The 26,004-nt window shown below is 43.4% G+C and carries 19 protein-coding genes; 7 read left to right on the top strand and 12 right to left on the bottom strand.

The window, feature by feature from the left end; translation table 11 throughout:
- Positions 1–23: 23 nt before the first annotated feature.
- On the bottom strand, positions 24–1,916 hold the full coding sequence (locus tag AB4114_RS17210; protein ID WP_441989551.1) for a beta-L-arabinofuranosidase domain-containing protein: 1,893 nt from the start codon (positions 1,914–1,916) through the stop codon (positions 24–26).
- Positions 1,917–2,090: 174 nt separating this feature from the next.
- Here AB4114_RS17210 and AB4114_RS17205 point away from each other — a divergent pair, with 174 nt between their 5' ends.
- From AB4114_RS17205 to AB4114_RS17195, 3 genes are all read left to right on the top strand, one after another.
- Positions 2,091–2,930 (top strand): helix-turn-helix domain-containing protein, encoded by an 840-nt coding sequence (locus tag AB4114_RS17205; protein ID WP_441989550.1) that lies wholly within the window; start codon positions 2,091–2,093, stop codon positions 2,928–2,930.
- A 614-nt stretch (positions 2,931–3,544) separates the two neighbouring features.
- On the top strand, positions 3,545–4,732 hold the full coding sequence (locus AB4114_RS17200) for an RCC1 domain-containing protein (protein WP_441989549.1): 1,188 nt from the start codon (positions 3,545–3,547) through the stop codon (positions 4,730–4,732).
- A gap of 130 nt (positions 4,733–4,862) precedes the next feature.
- Positions 4,863–6,377, top strand: coding sequence for a methyl-accepting chemotaxis protein (locus tag AB4114_RS17195; RefSeq protein ID WP_441989548.1), 1,515 nt, complete (start codon positions 4,863–4,865; stop codon positions 6,375–6,377).
- A 78-nt stretch (positions 6,378–6,455) separates the two neighbouring features.
- On the opposite strand, the gene AB4114_RS17190 is transcribed toward AB4114_RS17195, so the two are convergent.
- The 9 genes from AB4114_RS17190 to AB4114_RS17150 form a co-directional block, all read right to left on the bottom strand.
- Positions 6,456–7,619, bottom strand: a complete 1,164-nt coding sequence (locus tag AB4114_RS17190; RefSeq protein WP_441989547.1) for a DUF4317 domain-containing protein — start codon at positions 7,617–7,619, stop codon at positions 6,456–6,458.
- A 313-nt stretch (positions 7,620–7,932) separates the two neighbouring features.
- Positions 7,933–8,925, bottom strand: coding sequence for a LacI family DNA-binding transcriptional regulator (locus AB4114_RS17185; RefSeq protein WP_441989624.1), 993 nt, complete (start codon positions 8,923–8,925; stop codon positions 7,933–7,935).
- A 105-nt stretch (positions 8,926–9,030) separates the two neighbouring features.
- A complete protein-coding gene (locus tag AB4114_RS17180) occupies positions 9,031–10,608 on the bottom strand; it encodes an ABC transporter substrate-binding protein (RefSeq protein ID WP_441989546.1) in 1,578 nt (525 codons plus the stop codon).
- 40 nt (positions 10,609–10,648) lie between these two features.
- A complete protein-coding gene (locus tag AB4114_RS17175; RefSeq protein ID WP_441989545.1) occupies positions 10,649–11,557 on the bottom strand; it encodes a carbohydrate ABC transporter permease in 909 nt (302 codons plus the stop codon).
- A 47-nt stretch (positions 11,558–11,604) separates the two neighbouring features.
- The gene (locus AB4114_RS17170) at positions 11,605–12,474 is read right to left on the bottom strand and encodes an ABC transporter permease (RefSeq protein WP_441989623.1); all 870 of its coding nucleotides are present in this window, start codon (positions 12,472–12,474) and stop codon (positions 11,605–11,607) included.
- A gap of 123 nt (positions 12,475–12,597) precedes the next feature.
- Positions 12,598–15,306: a beta-galactosidase gene (locus tag AB4114_RS17165; RefSeq protein ID WP_441989544.1), complete on the bottom strand. Its 2,709-nt coding sequence runs from the start codon at positions 15,304–15,306 to the stop codon at positions 12,598–12,600.
- A 254-nt stretch (positions 15,307–15,560) separates the two neighbouring features.
- On the bottom strand, positions 15,561–17,093 hold the full coding sequence (locus AB4114_RS17160; protein WP_441989543.1) for a response regulator: 1,533 nt from the start codon (positions 17,091–17,093) through the stop codon (positions 15,561–15,563).
- A gap of 14 nt (positions 17,094–17,107) precedes the next feature.
- Complete coding sequence (locus AB4114_RS17155) at positions 17,108–18,907, bottom strand: sensor histidine kinase (RefSeq protein WP_441989542.1); 1,800 nt, start codon at positions 18,905–18,907, stop codon at positions 17,108–17,110.
- Positions 18,908–18,930: 23 nt separating this feature from the next.
- The gene (locus tag AB4114_RS17150) at positions 18,931–20,226 is read right to left on the bottom strand and encodes an ABC transporter substrate-binding protein (RefSeq protein WP_441989541.1); all 1,296 of its coding nucleotides are present in this window, start codon (positions 20,224–20,226) and stop codon (positions 18,931–18,933) included.
- Positions 20,227–20,546: 320 nt separating this feature from the next.
- Between AB4114_RS17150 and AB4114_RS17145 the strand changes: the two genes are divergently transcribed.
- Together AB4114_RS17145 and pdxR are read left to right on the top strand one after the other, a co-directional pair.
- Positions 20,547–20,756 carry a hypothetical protein gene (locus AB4114_RS17145; RefSeq protein WP_171629715.1) on the top strand — a complete coding sequence of 70 codons (210 nt, stop codon included), beginning with the start codon at positions 20,547–20,549 and terminating at the stop codon, positions 20,754–20,756.
- A 595-nt stretch (positions 20,757–21,351) separates the two neighbouring features.
- Positions 21,352–22,788 carry a MocR-like pyridoxine biosynthesis transcription factor PdxR gene (gene pdxR, locus AB4114_RS17140; RefSeq protein WP_441989540.1) on the top strand — a complete coding sequence of 479 codons (1,437 nt, stop codon included), beginning with the start codon at positions 21,352–21,354 and terminating at the stop codon, positions 22,786–22,788.
- 789 nt (positions 22,789–23,577) lie between these two features.
- On the opposite strand, the gene AB4114_RS17135 is transcribed toward pdxR, so the two are convergent.
- Entirely contained in the window at positions 23,578–24,345 is a 768-nt protein-coding gene (locus tag AB4114_RS17135; protein ID WP_441989539.1) for an alpha/beta hydrolase, read from the bottom strand.
- A 28-nt stretch (positions 24,346–24,373) separates the two neighbouring features.
- Positions 24,374–25,294 carry a COX15/CtaA family protein gene (locus tag AB4114_RS17130; protein WP_441989538.1) on the bottom strand — a complete coding sequence of 307 codons (921 nt, stop codon included), beginning with the start codon at positions 25,292–25,294 and terminating at the stop codon, positions 24,374–24,376.
- 169 nt (positions 25,295–25,463) lie between these two features.
- Here AB4114_RS17130 and AB4114_RS17125 point away from each other — a divergent pair, with 169 nt between their 5' ends.
- Both AB4114_RS17125 and AB4114_RS17120 read left to right on the top strand, forming a co-directional pair.
- Complete coding sequence (locus AB4114_RS17125) at positions 25,464–25,652, top strand: hypothetical protein (protein ID WP_441989537.1); 189 nt, start codon at positions 25,464–25,466, stop codon at positions 25,650–25,652.
- Positions 25,653–25,671: 19 nt separating this feature from the next.
- Positions 25,672–25,962 (top strand): hypothetical protein, encoded by a 291-nt coding sequence (locus AB4114_RS17120; RefSeq protein ID WP_441989536.1) that lies wholly within the window; start codon positions 25,672–25,674, stop codon positions 25,960–25,962.
- The last annotated feature ends 42 nt before the right edge of the window (positions 25,963–26,004 follow it).

The raw sequence follows: 26,004 nt of genomic DNA, 5'->3' as shown, positions 1-26,004 counted from the left end.
CCATGAAATGAACTCTCGCTAACTTACTCTTTTATCTGATTAACAGGAAAATAAATCGTGTACACTTCATCCTTAATTTCATAGAGAGGAATAAAACGTATCCCCCTATCCTGTCCCTTCGTTCGATAATAGCCCACATTCCACCAACTGTGGTTCCTCTCACTATCCGCAATGAGCATGGTGTCTGGCAATGTAGGGTTGCCAATCAATCTGTGTTCACGTTCAATCAACCCCGCCAATACAATTGGCCCGTCCATAAAAGCAACCATCTCCTCTGACCCAGAAAGTGGCTCCGATGTCAAAGACTTAGGAAATTCAATTTGCACGTTGTCCCCGTTGCTCCACGTTTTACGAATTTCAATGAGTGATTGAGGTTTACCAGCATCAGCAAGTAGGACGCCATTCACATACATGGTCGGCTCGTCTTTCACCCAACTCGGTACTCTAAGTTTTAATGTAAATTCAGCATCCTTGTCACAAGTAATTGTCAAACGATACGTAAATCGATCAGGTCGATGTACAGGAATTGGCGGCATATCAATTTTCGTTATCGTCGTCATGCCTGTAACATTCCAATTATTCAATGGATGAACACCATGTTGCCCATCTTGCTTAAGACTAATGTTAATTGTAGTATCATCTATCTTCAAATTAACTTCAGCTGGAATCCACTGGCACACAACTACGCCATCCTTCTCCTCCATGAAAATCTGCTGCTCATAAGAGGCATTCGCTTGAACTAGCGTACCATGGCAGCACCAAAAGTGCTGCGTAGCTGATCCCCACTTCTTATGACTCCCTGCGCCGATTCCTAGAAAATACGAGATCATGCCTGTCTCTCCATGCTGATGAGCAAGGACTCCGTTATAAAACCTTCTCTCCCAGTAGTCGGCGTATTGTGGTTCTCCCGTCCATCTGAGCAGTACGTGAGCTAGTCGCATCATATTGTAATTCACACAGTGCTCCTGTCCTACGCCCATTCTCTCAGCAAATTGACCGGCGGGAACCCATAATTCACCATCATCTCCAGCACCCGTACAATAGTACCCTCTATCGGTAACCGCACACTTCCAGAACGCTTCTACGACTTCTCTAAATCGCACTTCGCCCGTTACCTCCCACGCTCTAGCGGCTCCCAAAATTTCAGGAATCTGCGTATTCGCATGCTTATTCGTCAACACATCTTGTCCCGTCAATAAAGCGTCAAAAAAACGACGGCGATCGTACCGATGGATTAATGCAAGATGTGTATCATCGCGAGTTACACCATACAGATCTGCCCATACTTCCAACATCCCGCCTGTTTCTAAATCAAGTAAATCATCCATTTGTTCTCGGCTAAACTGTCCAGTCCAGCGGTAGAACCAGGAAGCTAAGCCACGCATAAGTTCGAGTGCCTGTTTATTTTGACCAATCTTATACATATCGTATAAACCCATCAAAAGCTTGTGAATCGTATAATGCGGTGCCCATACATATTTTCCTTTGGCAATTCTAGTCATGTAGGTCTCTGGAAAAGCGGCAAGCCATTCTCCACCATTCGCTTCCTGACAGCGAGCCAACTCTTGGACAATGAAGTCCGCTTTTGCCTTAACTAACCTATCTTCCGTTTGTGCATATATGCGAGCTGCTGCAGATAACCAATGCCCCATCATGTGACCACGCAACTCACAAGTTGGAGATTCCCATCCCCAATGCCAATGTTCTGGGCCATCCATACTCGTCGTGGTTGCACTAGTAGTTCCGCCATTTCCACTGTAACTCCATAATCCAGCTTCCAAATAGAAATTACGAAGTAAATTTTCATTTGTTAAGCTTACTACATACTTTTTATTGAGCTCATAGCGTGCTGTAAGAGGTCCTGCTGACAATTTTACCTGACCTGCCTGATAGTCTTCCATACTAGTTGATTCCAACTGAATACCTCCATTATTTTGTGTTTTTAATAATTATAGAACTTTGCTATCATTGATAGAAATACACAAATCATCTAATTACATATACTTTTTTTGGGATAAAATAGTATCGGTATACGAAAGGAGGTCTGCAAGATCGATTCGTTCGTTTATTTAACAGGTGACCGGTTCCCCATGGTACGAGATATCGGCTGGAATCAAGTAGATACAGTTTATACACATCACGATCGCATATTGGACTTCGATGTTTTTGTATTTGTTACGAATGGCCGCATGCAGGTCGTTGAGGGGAACACGGAATATATCATTCAGGAGAAGGAGCATCTATTTTTAAAAAAAGGGCTTCATCATTGGGGACGCCCTGAAACATTACCAGGAACATCTTGGTTCTGGGTGCATTTTAATTCACCTGAATATGACTGCGCTTCCTATAAAGAGCACGCCCCCTTACCCGAAATCGATTTCTTTTATCCGGATCATTATGCCTACAGATTCCCAATGCCAAAGCATGGAACTTCACCTTTCCATCGAACTCTAGAAAATAAATTACATAGGCTAGTGGAGGACTTTGGTAAGCCAACCGAACATGGTATGGTTCAACTCAGCATTCACGTGTATCAGTTGTTTATACAGCTTCATCAATCGATGAAAGAACAGAGCAATTCAACAAGAAACTCAGGAAAAGGGGAAACTGTTGCTGGGCGGGTGATGACTTTTCTGAAGCAGCATACAGACGAGGACTTTGATTCTGAGAAACTAAGCAACCATTTGAATTTAAACTATAGTTACATATCCGCAACTTTTAAAACACAAACAGGGCTTAGCATAATTGAAACGCATACGAAATTAAGAATAAACAAAGCGATGGATTGGATGCGAAACACATCTCTCAATGTATCTGAGATTAGTGAGAAACTAGGATATAAGAATCCTTATTATTTCAGCCGAGTGTTTAAAAAAGTAGTAGGGGCATCTCCCTCAGCTTATATGAGCAATTTCTATAAGACTTTTTGATGATTTTGCACGAGAAGTCCTCAAGTAAATAAGAAAAGGCGGCATGCGCCGCCATTTTGATATTTGTGCGCTAGCGTGCGATGCCTGACCAGGATACTTCTCTTGCGCACAATATTTGTGCGCTAGCGTGCGTTGACTGACCAGGATACTTCACTAGCGCACAATATTTGTGCGCTAGCGTGCGATGACTGACCAGGATACTTCTCTTGCGCACAATATTTGTGCGCTAGCGTGCGTTGATCGACGGGATACTTCTCTTGCGCACAATATTTGTGCGCTAGCGTACGATGAGCGACCGTGTTACTTCACTAGCGCACAATATTTGTGCGCTAGCGTGCGATGACCGACGGGATACTTCTCTTGCGCACAATATTTGTGCTCTAGCGCACGATGACCGACAGGATACTTCACTAGCGCACAATATTTGTGCGTGAGCGTGCGATGAGCGACCGGGTTACTTTCAATTATTTTTAAAAAATGCCTAGTTCTGATTAGACTCAGACTAGGCATTTCCCATCCGTTTCAACATCAAACCGAAACTTTTCCTATATTTTACAGTATAATGTTTTGATTTCAATTATTATCCATTTATACCAAAGAAATGAGGATGAACAATGAAAACGAGCTTTCATACTTTGCATCTTAAGAAGCTTTTGCTAGCTTTTACTGCTGTAGGACTCCTGAATACAAGTCCTATTATTTTTTCTTCCGCACAAGCTGCCGCGGACTCTTCCTCTGCTTCACCACAACCGGTAAAGGTGTCAGCAGGTTTGGAATCGTATAGCCTTCTCGATGATGAGGGACATGTCTGGATAATCGGTAAACGCGTCCCAACTAGAGTAAAGGGCTTAGAAAATGTTTCTGACTTTGCTTTCAATGGCCGAGGGTTGGCTGCTCGAGAAGATGGGACGGTGTGGGAATGGTCTTATCAATATAATTCACCTGAGGATACAACCTGGTACTTTCCTGTCACTTCTCCGGTTCAAATTCCACAATTAAAAAATATTGTTAAAGTAGCTGAAAATGCTCAGCAATTAAACGCAGCTTTGGATAAAGAGGGGACTGTTTGGGTGTGGAATTCCAAACACAGTCTGGAGAAAAGAGAAGAAAAAGCCCCTGTGCCGATTCCTGCGCTGAAAAAAGTAAAAGATATTACCCTTTTTAAAGATCAGGTTATTGCCTTACAAGAAGACGGGACTGTATTTAGTTCCACTGGATTCGATGATTATACCTACAATTTATCTGCAAATTGGAATTTACAGATCAATGAAAATACATCCTATAACATTAAAACAAAACAAGTTCCGGGTTTATCTGACATTGTTGAACTAGGAAAAGGAACGAATACAAGACATCTGCTAGCTTTGAAAAAAGATGGCACCGTCATGGCATGGGGCGAAAACCATTATGGTCAACTGATAGGCAAACTCGGGGATGCTGAACCGATAGAAGCCGTACAGGTGCCAGGGCTAACTGATATTATTTCGCTAACATCCGGAAATACACATAGTCTTGCACTTAAAAAAGATGCGACGGTCTGGGAGTGGGGATATCTTACTATGAATGGAAGCCATGATTTTGAACAGATTACCACACCTGTGCAAGTTAAGGGGTTGGACCACATCACCGCGATTAGTTCAGGCTTTGGCTTCAATACGGCCATTCGGCAAGATGGAACACTTTGGGCATGGGGAGATAATAATTTTGGACAGTTAAGCGACGACACCAATACCCCCAAATTTAGTCCGGTCCATGTTTCATTTCCGAAACCAAGATGGATGCTTGATCTTCCAAAAAATTGAATTACAATCGTGGAATTCCGCCAATCAATGCATGTTAAGCATCATTTTAAAAGGAGTTCCTCCAAGCTGTGCAGAATTCCCCCATCTAGAGCAGACCGACAATGATCGGCATTCAAAATGGGGGATGAAGATGACTATTTCAAGCATGTTCAACAAACAAGATTTAAAGCAAGAATCACATCTTTCTCTTCGTGACCAAGACGTTATTCGCCGGAACTTTATTGTTTTCCTTGCCATTTCTGCTACCGCTTTACTCATTTATATGAGTGTGCTTACCTTAGGCGCGGGAGAGATGGACTTTAGTCTTACGTTTACGCTCATATTTGAAACAATCATTTGGTTGACGTTTGCCTACTTGCACTTCACCAAGAAGTTTATTCATTATTTATGTTATTTCGCGGTCATTACCAGCGGCATTTCAACTACCGTGCAGCTGATTGGAAAATCGGATGTCACCAACATCTTTTCCGTCTATTATATGATGATCATGGCGCTTATTTTCATGAAAATGCTGCCTTGGCTCATCTCTGCTGTATGGGGACTTGCTCTGGTCCTCTACCAATTCGTCGGCCAAAAAGATGCGCTGCAAATCGATCCGCAAACAGCTCCTACCTATCTCATTTATTTTTTCTTAATTAGCGTTCTGATGTTCGCCGTTTTGAAGGTTACTGGCTATATGCACAAAAGTATGGAAGAAGCCCGGACGCAAGCGGAGCAGTTCCTTGCCCTTCAGCAGGAACAACGAGAAATCGCCACTAAGCAAGTTACGCTGGTCACGGAGCATCTGCGTTCCATCACACAATCAGCCGAGGAAGATAGCTCTTCCTTTGATGAAATGAACAACGCCTTCCAGGATATTGCAACAGGCGCAGGTGATCAAGTCGATTCAACACTATCGATTACGGAGTCCGTGAATCACATGAATGAGCTGATTAAAGAGATGTCCGACTCAATCTACAACTTGCACGGAAAAACATCCGAAGCAGCTACACTCTCCGACCAAGGTCTCGGCCGTATGGAGCAGCTTTCGGATACTTTCTTAGCTTTCACCAAAGATATTGAGGCTGTTTCTCATGACACAACTTCCCTGATCGCGCGTTTAGATGAAACAAGCCAATTCAGTCACACGATTCAGGATATCGCGAATCAAACGAACCTCCTCTCGCTCAATGCCAGCATTGAGGCGGCAAGAGCCGGCGAACATGGCAAAGGCTTTGCCGTCGTCGCGAATGAAATCCGTAAGCTGGCCGATATGACAGCCAAATCTGCCATTCGCATTTCCGAGCAGTTACAGGAATTCACAACACTGTCTAGCCAAACTCGCTCCCGAATGGATCAAGTCTCTCTGCGTATGCAGCAGAGCACGGAGATTACAGGCCAAACGAAACAAGCGTTCGAGTCCATCACCGATTCCGTCACGATGCTTAAGGTGCTTTCTATGAGTTATGGCGAGCTCATGGATYGAATCAGCAACTCGTCCGTCACAATCAGCGATTCCACGAACAACTTGGCGGCGATCTCTGAGGAAGCATCGGCGACACTCGAAGAGTTGTCCGCAACCTTGCAATCTCTGCTCCTCAACAATCGCAAGAACTTAGTTCGTATCAAGGAAGCGGAGCAAAACTTGCGTGTGGTTACTCAATAGGGCTGTAAATCATGGTTAATTAAAAAAACGGAGCCCGCATACCCGCGGCGCTCCGTTTTTTTAATTTCAGAATTTTCTCTACAAATCCTCCGTATTAAGCGTAAATCCTTCGATAATGACGTCTTCATCAACCTCGATCAAAATACATCGTTTTCCGTGATAATTCACCTGTTTCACGTATTTTAAATCTTGTGGACTGACTGTAATCGTGGCGATCTTCGTATCAATCTTAATCGATTTTGAAGTGAACTTCGGCATGACGCTGCTCGCTTTGATTTCATAGTTTTTGTCGTCGACAACGTTTTGGAAGGCTCGTTCCACCTTTTCTGTCGTCACATTCTCCACGCCACTCGCCGACAGCATGCGTTCCACATCTTTATAATCCAGCTTTGGAGGCTCTTCCTCCTCGTTGGATTCGATGACTCGATGAATTTCCTCGTACACATGAGCAATCGTAGCGGCATCAAGCTGATCCCCTGCCAATTCATTCACGATATCTTCAAAAATGGCTCTCTCTTCTAATGCTGTCACGGTCTTCTCGGCATTTAAGACTTGCTCGATGTATTGCCAATTCGGTTCATGCGCTCTGCCCGAGCAATACAGAATGCGATTCACGTCGGAGTAGTTGTCCGTCACACTAGGATAGAAAAAACCTTGCTCCGGCGTGTTCAATTTGATGATCGGATCTACGAAGACATTATACTTATATTCCCTCTCCACATAGTCGAACATGAGCGTTTTCTTTTGTTGTTCCGTAGAATTCACACTGCACAGAATGAATAGATTCGCGAACATCTCGTTCTTCTCGCTCTCCATGGCATCTTCGTTCCTACTCTTGGTCGGCCGTGAATATTGCCCTCGAACGAAAGTACACACAGTATCTTGCTCGTATACGGTATCAACCAACATTTTCTCCACCAACAAAAGCATCAGATCTTGCCATTCTTCCGCATTACCGGTCACCAAACCTTGATGCAGAAGCACCTGTGTAGGCTGTTCCGCTTCGTCCTGAAACTTTAACTCATACATCTTCTGATCTAATTCGCCGGTCAGCAGTTTTTTGAAATTAAGCATATATAGTTCCTGCTTCTCCCTGTCGACTAAGGCGAACGGTTGGCGCTCAAAATGGTAGATCTCGTTGGTTTCCTTCATGATATACACGTTTAAAATATCGTGAATTTTAAGCATTTCGTTATCCAATTTAAAATGCTTGCGAATATGTGCGATTTCTTTCTTTATCATGGTCCTGTAGACGCTCCTATGAAGTAAAATGGCCTTCCTAAATGCTCAAATCATAACAAAAGCCCTTCATGAGAAGGGCTTCCACCGTTGCTTCCCTTTATTTCAGATCCAACTAAAAATGAACAGCACTTCATATATCTCGTAATTGAACATATAGCGTTAATTGACTCTACTTATGAACTACTTCCTGTATGTTAATTCATAATTATAGATTTCTCAACAATTTTGAGTAACTATCTTCAAAATAAATAATAATTGTGATGTTCAGGCGTACATTTACATTATGAATACGGATCCCGTGACCGAATTGTTCTCATTGTGTACTCTGCCTAATGATGAGATTAGGCTCTAACACCGTCAGTTTCGTCACTTTTTCTTTCTGAATCAATTTGGATAAAATCAACATCGCCTGCTTGCCGAGTTGTTCACTTTGCTGCGAAACCGTCGTAAGTTCTGGATTCATCGCTGAGGACAATTGCGTATCATCAAAACCAGCAATCGCGATATCTTCAGGAATCCGTATCCCGCGCGACAGGACTGCTTTCATAGCACCTATGGCCACATAATCATTAATACATAAAATAGCTGTAGGGCGATTGGACATGGCAAGGAATGCTTCCATTAGTTGTCGACCGCAGGACATAGAGAAACTCCCCATGCGTACCCATTCCTTGCGGTAAGATAGATGATTCGCCTCTAGCGTACGCCGGTAAGCTTGCAACTTCTCCATCGTGGTTGTCGTAGCTGCGCTTCCGCCTAAGAAACCGATCTGCCGATGGCCTTGATCAATCAAATGCTGAACAATTAGCTTTGTGCCTAAATATTCGTCTGTTTTTACGCGATGACATGGATGTCCTGGCAGTGAGCCATTAATCATAACGATGGGGATTTTCCTCTGAATATCCACCACTTCCTGCACGAGTGAATCTGGACAATGCCGGTCATTAATACGGCCACCCATGAGAATGAGTCCATCCACTTGCCGTTCACATAGTAAATTTAAATACTCGGATTCTCTGCTATAATCGCTGAAGGTATTGCATAAAAAAAGGGTGTACCCCAGTTTCTGTGCAGCTCGCTCAGCCCCTCCGAACACCTCTGGGAAAAACATATTACTGCTATCCGGAAACAAAACACCGATCATGCCGGTTTTCTTATTAACCAGACTGCGTGCCAGGGCGTTGGGTTGAAACTTATATTTTTCAATAATCGCTATAATTTTCTCCCTCGTGGAAGCTCGTACAGGTGCCGTATCATTGAGAACCCGGGAAACCGTCGCGACGGAAACGTTCGCTTCCCTAGCAATATCGTAGACTGTGATCGTGTCCAGGAGCTCACTCTCCGTTACATCGAAATGAAAAGCGAAAGATCGAAGGCCTGTTCTGAACAGACCTTCGATGTGTGAATCCTCTTATTTCGTGCTTTCTACCATTTTTTTGAATTCATCCAATTGCTTCTGAACTTCCGTCATCACTTTGTCGAAACCGGCAGCTTTCAACTTCGCTCGGAAATCATCTACCGCTTTCACAGGGTCACCCGCTTTACCGTAGAGAATAGCAGGGCCCATGGATCCCACAACTTGTGTAATCGCTGTCAACTCATTCGTGACGTTAGCTTTATCGAAGACAAATCGGCCATATGGATACGGCTTCTTGATCTTATCGTAAGAAGCATACAAAGCGCCTTTCCCAACCCAGTCTTCGCCATTAGGAATTTCGTTCTTGTCTATACGTCCGCCCCAGAAATCGGAGTAGAAATCGTCTCTTTGCACATCATACCCGTCCGGACGGTAGCGTTTGCCGTCTTTCACGACATACTGCACACCTTCGAGGCCATAGTTCATCAGACGATATACTTCAGGGTCTTGGCGAATGAGTTCATACACCATCAGCGCGCGCTCTGGATGCTTACTTTTCGCACCAATGGATGTACCGCCATGCGTGATCGACATGGAAACGAGGTTATTTTTAGTCGCTGAGAATGGGAAGAATTGCAGATCTGAGCCTGGCTGAAGTTTATCCATTTTGATGCGCTCGCCAAGGTAGGTTTGTGTATGATGTTGATCGACAGAGGTTTTACCTGCTTCCATCTCCGCACGGTTGTCGCCTTTATAGTTCAAAACATCCTCGCGCCAGAATCCCTTGTCGCCCCAGCTTTTCATCATCTTAGCAAAATCAACAAACGTATCATCAAGGAATGGACTATAGGCTTTGTATTTATCATTAAAAGATTTGCCGTAAATTAATGCGAATAATCCTGTATTTATCGGAAGTTCAATCGCATCCGTGTAAGAATTGATATAGCCGCCAATGTTGCCTCCTGAAGTACCATTCGTATCCCACGGAACAACGCCCGGCTTTTTATCCTTGACACCTTGCAAGTATTTCTCTAAAGTCTTCCAATCCGTAATTGGTGACGTGATGCCGAATTCCTTGGCCCAATCCCCACGATACTGGAAGCCGTGATTTACCCATTGCGTATAATGATCTTCGGGAATCAGCATGATCTGATTCTTGTATTTCGTCTCAGCCCAGTTCTCTGGCGGTACTTCCTTCCATGTAATTGGCGCAAAGGTTGGCAGGAGCTTATCTAATGGCTGGAAGGCGCCTTTTTGCGCATTTTGCCATGTATCCAACCAGTCTGTTGCTACGGTAATTAAATCAACAGGCTCCCCAGATGCGAGTAATAAATTGTATTTTGTTTGCCAATCAGCCCACTCCACCCATTTAATTTCCAGTTTTGCATTGACCTTTTGTTTTAAAATGGCATTAATCTTATCCATGACTTTCTCGAACTGTCCATTCTTCGGCTTGTCGCCCAACATGACATAAGAAATCGTTTGAAACTCAGACGTATCGATTTTCCCGCCAGCAGCTGTTGCAGGTGCTGGCGAATCTGAAGAAGTGCTGTTAGATGACGTACAAGCCGTCAAACTTACTGCGAGCGTCGCAGCGAGTGCAATACTAAGCGCTTTCTTTTTCTTGAACATGGAATTGCCTCCCCATTATCATTTTGGTCTATGCCTAACGTTAGCCTTTAACAGCACCAACGGTGATACCTTTGATGAAATATTTCTGCACCAAGGGATAAAACAGGATGACAGGTCCTGTTGCAACAACCGCTGTGGCCATTTTCATGGACTCGAGCGGCATATCTCTGGGTTGAACATTGGATGAAACGGACGAATTCTTTATAAAGTCAGCGCTGGTGACCACATTATAGAGAAACAATTGAAGTGGTCGATATTTCAAATCCGGCGAAAGGAAGAGCATGGCATTGTACCATTCATTCCAGTAGCCTAGTGCAATAAACAGTCCTATCGTAGCCAAAGCAGGTGTCGTCATCGGCAAGATTAAATTTGTAAATATTCGAAAATCGCCTGCTCCATCCATTTTGGCCGACTCTGTAATGGCATGAGGAATCGAGGTGACGAAGCTTTTCATCATAATAATGAGAAAAGGGCTCATGAGTCCTGGCAACAGAACCGCTAAGTAGTTATCTTTGAGGTGCAGCCACTGCGTCATGATTAAGTAAAAAGGGACGACGCCCCCTTGAAACAACGTTGTAAAGTAAATGAAGAAGGATATCCGGTTCCGATACGGAAAGTCTGGACGTTGCAAGGAATATCCCGTCATGGCGACGACGAATAGTCCAATCGCTGTTCCCGCGACCGTAATCCCCAGCGTCACACCATAGGATCCTAGAATCACGCCCGGATTTTCAAACACGATTTTATAAGCAAACGTACTGAATTCGGCAGGCCATAAATTATATCCATGCAGCGTAATTGATTTCTCTGAGGTGAACGAAGTGCCTAGGACGAGAAGAAATGGGATTAGGCAGCATACTGCGAATAAACCAATAAAGATATAGCCGAATTGTCGTATAAGCACGGATGATAAATCCGTCCCCCTCTGTCGAGCGATGACTTGCTCCATGGGATGTCCCTCCTCTGCTATTCATCATTGAATAAATCAGATAACTTTTAAAATAAGGTGTTCTCAGGTGAAGCCTTTTTAACTAACCAGTTTGCTGTGATGACGATAAAGAAGCCAAAAATGGACTGATATAAGCTGACAGCGCTTCCTAAAGAGAAATTAAAATTGTTCATTAAGGAACGGAACACGAATGTCTCAATAATATCTGTAGCATCGAACAACGCTGTATTATTAGCTCCAACTAAGTTGTAGAATAAGCCGAAATTGCCTCGGAGGATGCCTCCCAATGAGAACAGAAACAAAATAATAAAGGTTGGCTTCAGCCATGGGAGCACAATATAACGAATCCGCTGTAAGGCATTGGCGCCGTCAATTTCTGACGCTTCCACAATCTCAGAGTCTAAGCCCATAATGGCGGCGAAATACACAATGGAGCCATATCCTGTGGACTGCCACAAATACGTGATGACAATGATAAAAGGCCAAATACTTGGATTTGAGTATGTTTTGACAGGATCCCAACCGATCGATTTCAGAATGCCGTTCAGCAATCCGAAATCATAGCTGAGAATGTTATAAGCAATGAGTCCAACAAGCACGAAAGAGATGAAATAAGGCAGAAACATCAGCGATTGCGAGACTTTCTTAAACCACTTTTTACGAAGCTCATTGAGTAGAATCGCAATGCTGATCTGCAGAATATTGCCGAATACGATAAACTCGAGATTATAGAGAATGGTATTGGACGTTAACTTCCACAGCGCGCCTGAAGTCACTAGAAATTTGAAGTTATCGAACCCAACGAAGTCACTGCCAAAGATCCCGGCCGAGTAGTTATAGTTGATAAATGCAAGATACAGCCCAGGCATAGGAAGATACGACATCACTAGGAAAAAAAGAATAGCAGGTACGCACATCAGCAATAACGTGCGATGCGACCAAAATCTTCGCAACGGTGTCGTTCGCTTTCTGACAACGGGTGAAACGACATCTATGGTCTTGGTTGTGGTGGCAGTTTTCATACGTTAGCTCCTTTCATATTAACTATCGGAGACGGGTACGAAACGAAATGGTTCCAATATAGCATCGTTTTCTAACCCTACAGCCTCCAACATAACAGCTAGTTCGTTCCCCTCTTCCCGCTTATGGAACCATGCCCCAGGCAAGTAAAAGGATTCGTCACTCCCGCCACGGAATATCGGCCGATTCGCACCGCCTTGCGTCCATAGACGCCCAACCAGATGTCCGTTAAAGAACACCGTCAGTTTCATATCTCGGCCACTGGCATATACACGCCAACCTAAGTCCTGATTGCTGTCTTCGAGCTCGCCATAGAGCCATGCGACGGCACCAGGCTTCAGCGCTATCGCTTCTGTGACAGGTTGCGCATCGATGCGCGAGGCTTTAGCATGTTGCAATAAGCCTTGTTCCTTACAACCCACTACGCTCCATTCATTCGCCGACGTACCTTCGTACAATGTAATTTGTCCACTCAAGGCAATGAACGTTTTATCCAATAATAGCGTAATGACCGCAGTTTCTCCCGCATGTACGAAAGGCGTAAGATCTAGAAAAGGATCATGCGGATTCACTTGTCCTAGTGAATGTCCATTTACATAAGCATAAGCTTGGCTGAAGTTGCCAGGCGTATGAAGAATCCAACGATTGGCTTGGTCTGCCAGCTTAACGTGCTTACGATAGCAGTGATATGCAGGCAAATCTGCTGATAACCAGCCTCCTATGCTGACGATCGGCCATTGCCCGTCATCCACATCCGTAGCTGCATATTCGTCTTTGATACCACCGGCTTGCATGAGCTTGAATCGCCAATTTTGATTTAGATCTCTTGTCGACGTGACGCCAACAATACCAGTAAGTCCCTTCAGACTGTTCAAATGTAGCCCGGGAAGTGTCGTATCGTGGAAATTGGTATGTCCCCAAATTTCCGCACGGGCTGTTAGATCAGGTACGACGTGTATGCCTTCAGGAATCGGCACATAGCGGCTTGTTCCGCCTGGTGTTACGGTACCCATATACTCTTCTCCCGTATAAAGAGAAACCACATCACTAGCTCGCTGTAGGATGAAGCCTTGATAGTTGTCATCAGTCTGCGGCAATTGGGCTTGATACCAAGCGAATCCACGATATATCCCGTGTTTTTCTAAATGATCGGCATCGTCTCCAAGGTATAGGGTTTCTTCTGAAAGGGAAAGCACGTGGTCAACCTTGCTTAGTTGCCATGACGTCTCCACTTCCCTGCTTTCCCTCGCTTGCACAGCAAATGCTTCAATTCTCAACTTGCCATCCTCATCGATGCCTTCCAAACGAAGCGCACGAGATCGGCTCATTCCGATGATTTCAAGAATATGCCCATCTGATAGATGAATCGTAGCTCTAGCTTCATTGTCCGAAGATTGAAAGGATAACGTTACCCTTCCTTTTAATTGCGAATCATGAACGGTCATTTCGATATTCTTTACCTCGATCTCCGACTCAAAGGTGAATTGCACTTCCCCTTCACCCTCCGTATGGAAAATGAAAAGTGTACGCTGCTCATGCGCTAGATGCTTCACTTGCATTAGTTCAGCTGTTGCATAATCGAGCCCACCGCCATCAGCAATCCCCCAAGTTTGTAAAGGCACATGAAGTGGCAAAATCGGGCATTCTAATGCCGAGACATTCAATTCGAATACGAGCTCGCCGCCGTGCTTCAAAGCTAGATGATTTTGCTCACTTGGCGTTGCCTCAGCTAGCGAAGCACCATAGGTTTGAATGACGTAATGCAGCAACCTGCCCTCGTACGCTTCTTCCCGGATATGCCCTTCTGGCGTAATCATGCCATGAAAATCATAATCCGATGTCAGAAAGGAAAGCGGATCTCCCCAATTGTTGGCGGCATTCGTAAAGCCAAAGTTTGTCCCTGATGCTTGCAAATAAGGACCTAACAATTTGGCTCCAGCTGAAAGAAGACGTCGGAGCAAGAAGTGCGAGCGGTTCGTTTCGGTTACCAGTAAGGGATAACCCCTTCTTGCTAATTCCTCTCTGTAGTAGTGAACTCTCTCTTCAAAGGATGGATCACGATCATTCGGGTAAAAATTGCAGGTTGGCACAACACCTTCAGCGAACCCGGTTGCTTGTAACAAACCGCCTTGGCCAGCACATGCAAGTAAGGGAACCGTGATGCCATGTTGGTAGGCTAGATCTCTCAACGCTGAAATATAACCTTCGGGATCCGTACAAGGATAGAAATCAAGCTCATTCTCCAGTTGAACAGCAATGATGGAGCCTCCCTGGCCTTGTTCATATTGCTGTAGAATGGGTAGAATCTGTGCATACCATCTAGCCACATGCGTTAAGAATAGCGGATCATTGTCCCGAATACGTATGTTTTCTTCGATAAATAGATAGGCGGGTAATGCGCCCCCATCCCATTCGGAGCAAATGTACGGACCTGGCCTTGCGATAACCCATAAGCCAGTGTCCGAAGCCTCTTGAAGGAACTGCATAACATCTTTCTCTCCGCCGAAATCCCATACCCCTTCTTCGGTCTCATGATAATTCCAAGGAAAATACACATCAATTGCGTTATAACCAAAGGCTTTTATTTTACGTAATCGTTCTTTCCAACAAGCACGAGGGAGTCTAAAGTAAAACAAAGAGGCACAGAGTATAACTTCTGATTTGCCATCTATGCGTAACGCCTCGGGCGATAATTGAATGATCTGATTTTGGCTGATGGATTGTCGCACGTGTGATTCCTCCCTCGGTTGGGCTCTCTACTTCTCGTATGAAACCCATTTCATTCGCCATGTAGGTTTCATGTTGTCCCTATTGCCAGTATAGTTAAAATATAAAGCGCTTTCATTCAAATAAACTTCTAAATACATAAGAAAACAACAGGATTCACCACATCACAAAAAAGCAAAAAGTTGTGAATTATAACGCAATTCACAACTTCATGCCTTCCATATTTCACTGATTTCTTATATTTTTCACTTCACTTTTAAGACTCACATCTAAATTCTTTGACAGTTTTCCCCTCAAGCTCTTTAAATACTTTACAAAAATAGGAGGTTTCTTGGAAACCTGTTTTTTCTGCGACTTCATATACTTTCCAGCTAGGATCCTGAAGCAATAACTTAGCCTTACGAATTCGATATCGATTTAAATATTCTACGAATCGTATCCCTGTCTCACTTTTAAACAAATTAGAGACATAATTAGAACTAAGATGAAGATTATCAGCCACCTTGGTAACCGTGATATCCTCCGCATAATGCTCCTCGATATAAGCAATGGCAGCTTGAATCTCTTTACGAAACGGCGTATTCCCCATTGATTCATAACTTAATTCTTTTTGCCATTTCTGAAATAGTTGCTTCAGTTGCGGTAAAGTGGGGAAAGCTTCGAGTAATCGATTTATTTGTCGATAGGTTGCCTCCGCACTTGAAGAAAACTTCCCTCTACCAATCGCAGCTGCTTTCGTTATTATGGTGGCTTCATGAATGATGACTTTCAATTCCTCCAACGAGAGTCTTCTTGCCAAAAGTAAGTCAAAGAATAGCTCAGTTTCCCTGACTACTGCTTCGAATTGGCCGCTTTGTATGGCAGTGGCGTAGGCTTTTATCGAGACCTCTACCCCTTCTGTTACTCGAGGCTTACTACCCGAATAGGAATAAACTAGACCGGCACCATCATAGATTGCGTGTTCGAGGGCTGTTTCTGCTTGACGATACAGCATCGCCCAATCCGTTAAACCATGTCCGATTGAACTGATGCTTACAGTCAAGGTACTAGGTTCACCCTTATTTTCCAAGAACACAGCAGCTTGCCGCAACAATTCATCTCTACATGTTTGTTCGCTATGTTCATTTGGAAAATGCCTCATAAGCACGTTGCGATGATCTGAAATCGAAACTTGTATAGGGGCTTCCCCTAGTTCAGATAGCAAGGCACGCGTGAAATTAGCGTCAAATTCGCCCTCGATAAGCATAATGGCAATGGGACCAGAGGGGATCGGGAATCGTATCGCTCTCGCTTGCTCCTCCATGTCATCACCCGTCTTCAATTCCCCTAATATGAGCTTACGTCCTAGTAAATGCCACATTTCCTGCAAATTCTCATTTCGGATTGCTGCTTGTCTCTTCTGATGAAGCCCCGCTTCAATTTTCATTTTCATTTGCCGGAGTAATTGCTGCAGGGACTCAGGTTCCAAATCATGTTTAAGTAAATAATCCTCAGCACCCAGCTTCAGAGCCTCCTTCACGAACCGAAAATCATCAAAGGAGCTAAGCGCAACAATTTTTATCGAATCATCTTGTTGTTTCACCTGCTGAATCAAATCAATCCCATTCATTTCGGGCATTGATATGTCTGTCAGAATTAAATCCACCTGTTGATGCTGCAATAAGTCTAGGGCATGCACACCATTTAGAGCTTCGCTCACGATATGAAAGCCGTAATCTTCCCAACAAATGATCGATTTAATAGCATAGCGGTAGATCGCATTGTCCTCAACGATCATGGCGTTCAGCATACTGAGCCCCCTCCTTAACGTTTTATTTTATAAGGAATCCGCGTGGTGGCCTTGGTACCTAGTCCTAAAGCACTCTCATAACTAAGCCCATATTGAGGCCCATAGTAGAGCTGAATTCGCTCATGAACATTGTGAATGCCGATACCTGTAACACCTGGCACTGATTCTTTTTGAGAGCCGACATGCAGGATATTCGCGACTTGTACCGTATCCATGCCTTTACCATTGTCTTCTACGGTAAGTAGTAAATCTCGCTCAATAACCTTAGCGGTTAATTGGATTTTGCCTATTCCCTTCGACATCTCAATTCCGTGTAGAATAGCATTTTCGACCAAAGGCTGCAGGATAAAATAGGGAACCTCACAGGCCAACAAGGATTCATCCACCTTATAATCCATTTGAAAAGCTTCCCCATAACCAATTTTTTGGATAAAAACATAGTTCTTTAACTGCCTTATTTCTTGATCCAAGCTATGAAATTCACCAACACGCCGTACTGAAGACTTCAATAAGTCGATAACGGAGCTGATCATTCGTTCAATCTCAGGTTGTTCGTTCATGCGAGCATACCATTTCACCGTTCCGAGGGTGTTATATAGAAAATGAGGATTAATTTGACTTCGTAACACAGTGAATTCGGCTTGCTGTTTCGCGATTTGCTCTTTATATACGATATTAATAAGTTCATTGATCCGAGCTAACATGAAATTAAACCGAAGTGATAAACTGCCGATTTCATCTTTACCCAGTGGAACAATGCGTACATCAAGATTGCCGTCTTCTACACGTCGCATCGTCTGTTCCAAAATTTTGATATTTCGCGTAGCTGAATTGGAAAGGATTGCGGCAATGCCTGTCGAGATGAGTACAGCCAACAACGATACAAGGACAATTACAAAAACGATGATTTGCGTACCCGACAGCAAAACAGACATTGGAATAAAGCATAGTACACGCCATCCCAAGGTCGGGGTTCGTTCTTGTACGAATAAATGGCTGTCCGCGCCTGCGTATTCCACGGTAGCCATGGCCACATCCCCCTCACTAAGCACATTCGATATACTGTTCCGAATAAGTTTGTCTGTTTCTGGACTTCCGCCGCCTACAAGTAATTCATTGAAAGGGTTGAGGATGGCGACATTACTCTGCTTAATAATGGAACTTCCGCTGCCCAAAGAAAGAAAAAAGTTAGCATCCAGACTATAAATAATCGTTCCTAAGCTGCGATCAATCTGGTTCACATCGACGAAATTTCTGATGAGAAATACTTCATTTCGCTCACGTAGAGAAGGCGTCCAACTCATGCTAAGCTGATGAGATTGCAGATACTTCTCAGCACTCATCGTCATCGTCGATACGGCTTCATGATTCAGTGTATGATCTAACCCCTTTTTATTCTCCCACCAATACAATTGCCCTGTGCTCGTTTGGATCATGATGGCATTCAGATAAGGATTACCATTTCCATACTGTGCAAGTAAAAATTCCATCCGACTACGAAAGGCAGGATAGTTCTCATTGGTAACTTCTTCCCCTTGTTCAGCCACAATTTGTCGAAGATTCGTATCACTGAGAAGATAAACAGAGGAGGTAAAGGCTTCCTTCGCTTTGTTCTCGATATTGTCTGATACTTGGTGTATAACTTGCATAGAGAGATCCTTGGTATTCGCTTCAATAAACTTGGTTGATGCGTAAATCGCAACCCCGCCAACACATGTCGAGATGAACAGAATGAGAATCATATTGGAAAGAAAAAGCTTTGTGCGAATTCGAAAATCCTTGATACGATTGGATAGCTGCTGAAAAGCTCTCATTCATCCATGCTCCTTACCCACTCTCATTTCGTTGCCCGACGTTGTTGATTAAATGCTTGATCCAGCTCTTGAATACAGGTGTCCACATTGTGTGAGGGGTCAATAATGAATTTCGTAATGGCATTAATGAACACCTTCTGTAGATCTTGGTTAACAAAATCAATGTAAAGGCTGGACCAATCGTACGTTTTACCCGTTTGTATATAAGTTGAATCTAATTCGATATAGGTCGGATCAAAATCTTTGGGTAATCCTTTTATAACAGATAGCGCTTTCTTATTTGTCTGAAAAATATTTCCCATTTGTTGCGTAGCAAACAGCTCCAACGCTTGTAAGGCCGCTTCCTTATGGGGAGATTTCGGATTCACAACGATACCGCCTGTCGATTTCAGACCGAATATTGCCTTCTGCGGATCTGTCGAATACGGAAATGCGAATAGCCCCAAATTGCTACCTGGATTTTTGGATTTTACCCCATCAACCGTCCATGTGCCGTTAATGATCATCCCTGCTTCCCCGTCCGCAAGGAGCATTTGCGCCTGATTCCAGTCTGTTTCAAATGGTTTTTTGTTGACGTATTTTAAGCGCTCACCGAATCGCTGCAAAATTTCTTTGAAATGGATTTGATCGTCCTTAAATGTTGTTTTTCCTGCTTCGATATCAGCAATCCATTTGGGATTGGCCGCATATTGATTTGCTAATAAATCTGCCGCGAGATCCCAACTAATCGTCCAAGCATCCTTATAACCTGCTGCGATCGGGACAATCCCTACCTTTTGCAGAGCTTCACAGGCTTCGATAAATTGTTGCCATGTTTTGGGCKGCTCCTTAATGTCAGCCTTGGCAAATGCGTCTTTATTGTAAATCACACCAACACCATTCACATCAATCGGCAGCGCCCATATACGCCCATCGCCTGTCTTCACGCCATTTAGGTAACGTTCATCGATATGAGCTAGACTTGGCTGATTGCTTAAATCCATCGCATAGCCTGAACGAATAAAATCGATAGCCGTATCCAAATTATCAATCATATACATATCCGGCATGTTGTCCGAAATCGCTCTAGTACGCAGCAAGCTCAGATAATTACCCCCATCAACACCTGTAAGTGCGAATGCATACGAAGGATGCTGCTTACTGAATAGCTGCGTCCCTATTTCTAGCCATTTCCTAGCCCCCTCCTCATCAAAATGGTGGAGCCAAGAGAGTGTTTCTACCTTTGGCTGGCTTCTGGGAATCTTGGTTACATGCTGTGACTGGCATGCTGTTAACACCATGACAAGCGATAGGCTTAGGGATACGAAACGAGATTTCATCCGATCACTCTTTCTATTGATAGCGTTTACATAAGTATTCGTAAGATAGGTTCAATTTCTGTTCTATATAACCCACACATCCACCCCTTCCATTATAATTCGCATTAACACATGAATCTCCTCTATAGTTTAATGAATCCAGGTATACTGATTCTAAAACCAATCACATTCAGCATTATTGGCAGTTGTCGTAGAATTAGAGCTGAACCCCATAATTGGATGGATATATCGATTGCTAATTGGATGGTTACATGCCGTGGATGAACTGATACTATGATTCTGAAAGTATCGTTTTCAATAACTTAAAGGAGTGATAATTTATGTCGTTATATCTTTACTATTTTATATTTGCTGCTATTTTAATTACTGGTGGAGTAGCAACAATAGCGATTGGACACTCTAATTCAAATAAAGAAGGCAATCCGGGATATGATCGCCAAACAAAGAGCATATTCGTTAATCTTACTCTTTATTATGCGGTTATTATCCCTCTAGGATTGATAGCTTTGATCGTTTATATTGTAAAATGACAAAGAACCTTAGTTCAGTAACTCACTGTACTAAGGTTCTTTCGTTTCTTTTTATAGCTGAAATAAAGCATTACTTCTATAAAAAATGGTTTATTAGAAAGAAAAAGAACMCTGAAAAAATGGAAATAAAAAATATAATTGTTAATGGGAGAAGTCCATCCAATTTCTGCTCATAATTGTTTCTATGTGAATTATTCATTCTTATTCTCTCCTTTTTTCACGTTATTACTGTATTGATTCTGGACTTTTTACATTCAATTTCACGATCATCTTCACGGATGAGACGAGCCCCACCTATAGCGATAAGCAAAGGACTTGATACGAGCGCAATGCAAAGCATAATGAAAGATAGCAAAGCTGTCACTGGTCCATCTCCTTCCCTCAGTTAATAACACCAAGACTAATTAATAACTATCATAAATTTGAAGAGGACGAATGTAACCAACCAATTACTCAGTTTTTATGCCAACCAATATTGATCTAATCCATGTTCACAGAATGCTAAAGAAGAAAACATCGGTTATTTTTCATGAAAAGTGGTATTATAAATGTAAAATTGGTCTGGTTTGATCTAATATTCAAGGGGATTTTTAAGATGTGGAAACCTGATCGCAATAGTAAAAAAGCTCTATATGAGCAAATTGCCGACTATCTCGAGCAAAGAATTTCATATGGGGAGTTTCCTCCGGGCAGTTTGCTGCCCCCCGAACGAAAACTTGCTGAACAATTTGATGTGAACCGAAGCACTGTCATTTCAGCATTCGCGGAACTGCGATCTATGGGGATTATCGAGAGCCGCATTGGTAGCGGAACTCGGGTAAGTACATCCAAATGGGGGGCCACTCCGAAACATACGCCAAACTGGAGTCGGTTTGCTGAAGGAGGAAGCTTTCTTCCTAACCTGCCTTTTTTACGGAGGATCCGCGAAGCGCTAGCTCATAATCCATCATTAATCGATTTTGCGAGCGGTGAGCTCTCGGCTGATCTAGCTCCAACAGATGAAATCGCTGCACTCATGAGTAATAACGCATACACGTCCTATTTGGGTTACGTTAACCCTCAAGGTTCAACTCCATTAAGAGAGGCTTTGGTTGATTATCTAACTAATTATCGAGGAATCCGGACAACAGACTCCTCCATTCTTATCACATCGGGCTCTCAACAATCGTTGTTTTTAATTACGCAGTGTCTTCTGTCTCCAGGTGACGCAGTCGCCATAGAAGATCCTTCCTACTGCTATTCGCTGCCCATGTTTCAATCTGCTGGCCTTCGCTTGTTCCGCCTCCCAGTCGATAATCATGGCGTACAGCCAGAGGATATTCGCACTTTATATAAAAAACACCGTATTAAAATGGTGTTTTTGAATCCGAATTACCAGAACCCAACTGGAGCGTTACTAAGTGAAGAAAGACGCAGACGTCTTCTTGATATCATTAGTGAATTAGGAATTCCTGTAGTAGAAGATGATCCATATAGCTTAACCTCGTATGACGGTGTCCCTCCTTTGTCACTCAAATCCATGGATACGACGGGTTCGGTTCTATATATTGGTTCATTCTCCAAGATTGCAGCTTCTGGCTTACGAATAGGATGGATGGTAGCTCCTCGTTCTATAGTGGAAAGGCTAGCCGATGCTAGGCAACAGATGGATTTTGGATTAAGCATCATTCCCCAGCAAGTTGCGGGGCAATTTTTACAGTCAGCTTATTTTGCTCCTCATTTGGAGCGCTTGCGAATTCAGCTTCAATTTAAACGTGATTTACTCATCGAATCTTTAGAAAAAGAACTTTCAGGTCTGATTGAGTACGTGGTGCCCGTAGGAGGCATTCATTTTTGGTGCAAATTGATTCCGAGTATTCCAGACGGTATATTGTTGGAAGAATCCATTAAGAAAGGTATCGTCATGGTACCCGGGAGTGTTTATGGTTCCGATTCGGGATACGTGCGGTTTACATTCGCTAGGGCGAAGTCAGACGAGATTGCATTGGGGATATCCAGATTTGCTGAAGCACTACGTGAGTTGATTAAATGAAGACTTAAAATGAATAACCCTATCCTCCAATGAGATAGGGTTATTTTTTATTTCAAGCATTTTGAAAGTAAATATGATCTATAACATCTGTTTCATGTTTTAAATGAGCTCGCGATTAACCAAGCTATCGGATACAGCATAAGAACCCAAAGTGAGATAATGACCAGATGCAGCAGCCAAGCGCGATTCCCCAGACTTTTGGTCATCACTAGCTTCCTCCATCCCCGTAAGTGACCATTAAAACCGACATATTATATTCCAGATTTATATGGAGCAATAGTTCTCATAATCTAGAATAAAGATGCCCCTCAACAATCACACCAGATAACTTTGAAACCGAAAAAATGCCCGTACCATAAAGGTACGAGCTACAGCCATTTAAGTTCAAACTCAGCGACATTTCATCTTCCAATCGCCGTGTGAATTGTAACTTGTTTTGTCGTTTTTCAAGTGCTAATTCTGACGTTATCGCATTTAAGTTTTGACACTTTTTGTATTATTATTTGTCATTTCATATGAAAATTGTAAGATGATACGTCGTAAAATTATTTAAGAACGCAAAAAAAACACGATACCTAATACCAATTCTTATCCAGTTTTTTCACTTCCATAAAGTCTCCGCCAAAAAGCATTAATATTAATTAAAAAATCACTTTCAACCTTATTAATTTGATCATTATGGTGTATTGGAAGGGAGGAGACAATAGATTGAACAACTAAATGATATGAAGGCAGCCGATCGCTGATGGCTGCCCTCATGCCGTTATTGCACATATCCTTTAGATTGTGCTAATTATTTTTAAATTGCTCCATCCAATTCTGCATGGCATCAACAACCTTCTCCAACTGGTCATCTTCTCCGATTTGAGGATCACTATCTCCCTTTTGCGGGCCATAGGATCCGAATTGTCCGTGATTCCCGCCATTGATCGAAACATATTCCGTTAACTCGGGAAGATTGGCTTTTGAGCTTTCCCATTCCTCAAGTTTAAGAACCCCGTCAGACGTACCTGTAATTTGCAGCGCGGCAAGGTCGGTTTCGGAAAGGCTTCCGCTCTCATCAGCATACGAAGCTAAGAAGTRGATGCCTGCCAGTTGATCGCTGTGCTCTGAAGCATATCTGGCCGCAAACGCGCCCCCTAGCGAGTGTCCTCCGATGACAAAGGATTCGCCCGGATGCTCCTTCACGAAGGAATCGGCTTTGTTTTGCCCAAAAATAGCCAGATTAAGCGGCATTTTTGCAATGTATACACGATGACCTAGCTTAGCAAGCTCGCTTGCAAACGGCGAATAGCTGCCCGGCTCAACTAATCCGCCAGGATAAAAAATAATGTTGGGCTGCATGATGCTTCCATCCGCAGGCTCGAATGTATACCCGTCTTTCCCCTCTGTTACATTTACCTCGCTGTTGCTTTGCAATGCCGACTCCGCTTTATTGCTTGGTGCGTATGTTTGAGATTTTAGATACAGGAATGATCCGGCGGCAACAAGCGCGATGAGGACGAAGCCCGCCAACAGGATGCGCAGCCATATGCGTTTTCGTTTTGTCTTTGTCACTGAGCAACTCTCCTTTGAATAACTTTCATTATTTTTCAATTGTTGCGGGCTTGGAAAGCCTCCATGTCAGATAGCTCATGTAGGCAAGCATGCCAAATAGTACAGCAATAGTGGTCATATGGGCTAGTACAACGAACATGTACACTTCCGGGCGGCTAAGCGTATACAGCATGCCTACGCCAGTAAGAACTTGGAACAAAATGAGACCAACAGCAAACTGGGCTTGCATCGTCAATTCACGATTGCTCTTGTAATTTTTGTAAATCCAAAACCACAACATGACAACCTGCAAAACCAGCAGCATTCCGGCGATCCGGTGAGTCAATTCGATTGTTATCCCTCCTGCCACTTCCGGCAGTCGACTGCCTGTGCAAAACAATCCGGTACAGGAACCTGCCGAATCGGTATGACTTACAAATGCGCCGGTATAGACCACCAAATAAGAATATACGGTCAAGCACCATACAAAATTGCGAAATGCCTTGCTTGTCCTCGGCATCTGCTCGAATTTCGCAAGTCCCCGCGCCTTCTGTTCTTGCCTCGAGCCAAGACTCGTCATTAAAGAACTCGCTAAAGCGATAAAAGCGAAGCCCAAATGGAGCGCCATCACGGGGGGAGATTGTGAAAATACGACTGCTAATGCACCCATTGTGCCTTGAATGATGACAAAAACCAGTGTTAACGCTGCAAAAAATTGCAAATCTTTTCGCTGCTTCAAATACACTAAAAAAGTTAGCAGTGTAGCCACGGCCAAAATGCCTGCAGTCGTACTCACCAGCCTATGCGTGTATTCGATGACAGAAGCAAGCGTATGAGCCGGAACAAATTTCCCGTGACACAGTGGCCATTCCGTGCCGCATCCCAGACCGGACTCTGTTCTGGTGACGATGCCACCTCCAAATGTCGCGAAAAACATAAACAGCGTTGTTGCGTAACTAAGCCATTTCAACCGAGTAATCGTTGCCAGTATTTTTCACCTGCCTGTTCTTGATGCAACCATGACAATTTTCATGGAGGAGATACTTTGATCTCATTAAATTATATATACCGGTAGGTTAATTATCAAGACGCTTTTGATTAAAATGATGAATTGTCATAAAATATTCATGGAGGTAGTTTTGATAAAAAAACACTCGCAAAGCGCGCCAGGTAGACCCAAGCATGCAAAAAATGATCCTTCCATACAAGAAATGATTATTAAGACTGCATCCAAACGCTTTATGGAGTACGGATACGAGTCTGTGTCGCTGCTTCAAATCGCCGAAGAATGCCAAGTCCAAGCCTGCTATTTATTATCATTTCATTAGCAAACCGGAATTATTTAATGTGGCAGTTACGACCGTCTTAAATCAAGTACATAGGCATATATCTCGTATTCTACAGGAGGCCGAACACCTCGAAGAGGGATTGGTTACAGTAGCCGAAGCACGGTTAACCAATCCCCCTGCCGAAATCGAAACGATGCTGAGAGAGGCTGAGCCCTTTTTAAATGAGGAACAACTACAGGAAATAAGACAATCCGAGCATAGTATCTACCAGTTATTAGCGGATTTTCAAGCGGCAATGGACAACCATGTGCTTAGAGTCAACGATCCCATGCTTCTGGCAGGATATTAAATCGAGAGAGAATAAAAAAGTCAAAGACAGGTAAAGGACTCT

The organism is Paenibacillus sp. 2RAB27, assembly GCF_052115445.1.
In the GTDB taxonomy this organism is placed as follows: domain Bacteria; phylum Bacillota; class Bacilli; order Paenibacillales; family NBRC-103111; genus Paenibacillus_E.
The sequence above is the reverse complement of the archived record's forward strand: the minus strand, read 5'-3'. Positions and strand labels throughout refer to the sequence as shown.

Bases quoted from the DNA above. Each gene is read 5' to 3' on its own strand.
- AB4114_RS17180 (WP_441989546.1), bottom strand. From the start codon at position 10,608: ATGTTCAAGAAAAAGAAAGCGCTTAGTATTGCACTCGCTGCGACGCTC.
- AB4114_RS17170 (WP_441989623.1), bottom strand. From the start codon at position 12,474: ATGTGCGTACCTGCTATTCTTTTTTTCCTAGTGATGTCGTATCTTCCT.
- AB4114_RS17155 (WP_441989542.1), bottom strand. From the start codon at position 18,907: ATGAGAGCTTTTCAGCAGCTATCCAATCGTATCAAGGATTTTCGAATT.
- AB4114_RS17160 (WP_441989543.1), bottom strand. From the start codon at position 17,093: ATGCTGAACGCCATGATCGTTGAGGACAATGCGATCTACCGCTATGCT.
- AB4114_RS17200 (WP_441989549.1), top strand. From the start codon at position 3,545: ATGAAAACGAGCTTTCATACTTTGCATCTTAAGAAGCTTTTGCTAGCT.
- AB4114_RS17190 (WP_441989547.1), bottom strand. From the start codon at position 7,619: ATGATAAAGAAAGAAATCGCACATATTCGCAAGCATTTTAAATTGGAT.
- AB4114_RS17145 (WP_171629715.1), top strand. From the start codon at position 20,547: ATGTCGTTATATCTTTACTATTTTATATTTGCTGCTATTTTAATTACT.
- AB4114_RS17175 (WP_441989545.1), bottom strand. From the start codon at position 11,557: ATGGAGCAAGTCATCGCTCGACAGAGGGGGACGGATTTATCATCCGTG.
- pdxR (WP_441989540.1), top strand. From the start codon at position 21,352: ATGTGGAAACCTGATCGCAATAGTAAAAAAGCTCTATATGAGCAAATT.
- AB4114_RS17205 (WP_441989550.1), top strand. From the start codon at position 2,091: ATGGTACGAGATATCGGCTGGAATCAAGTAGATACAGTTTATACACAT.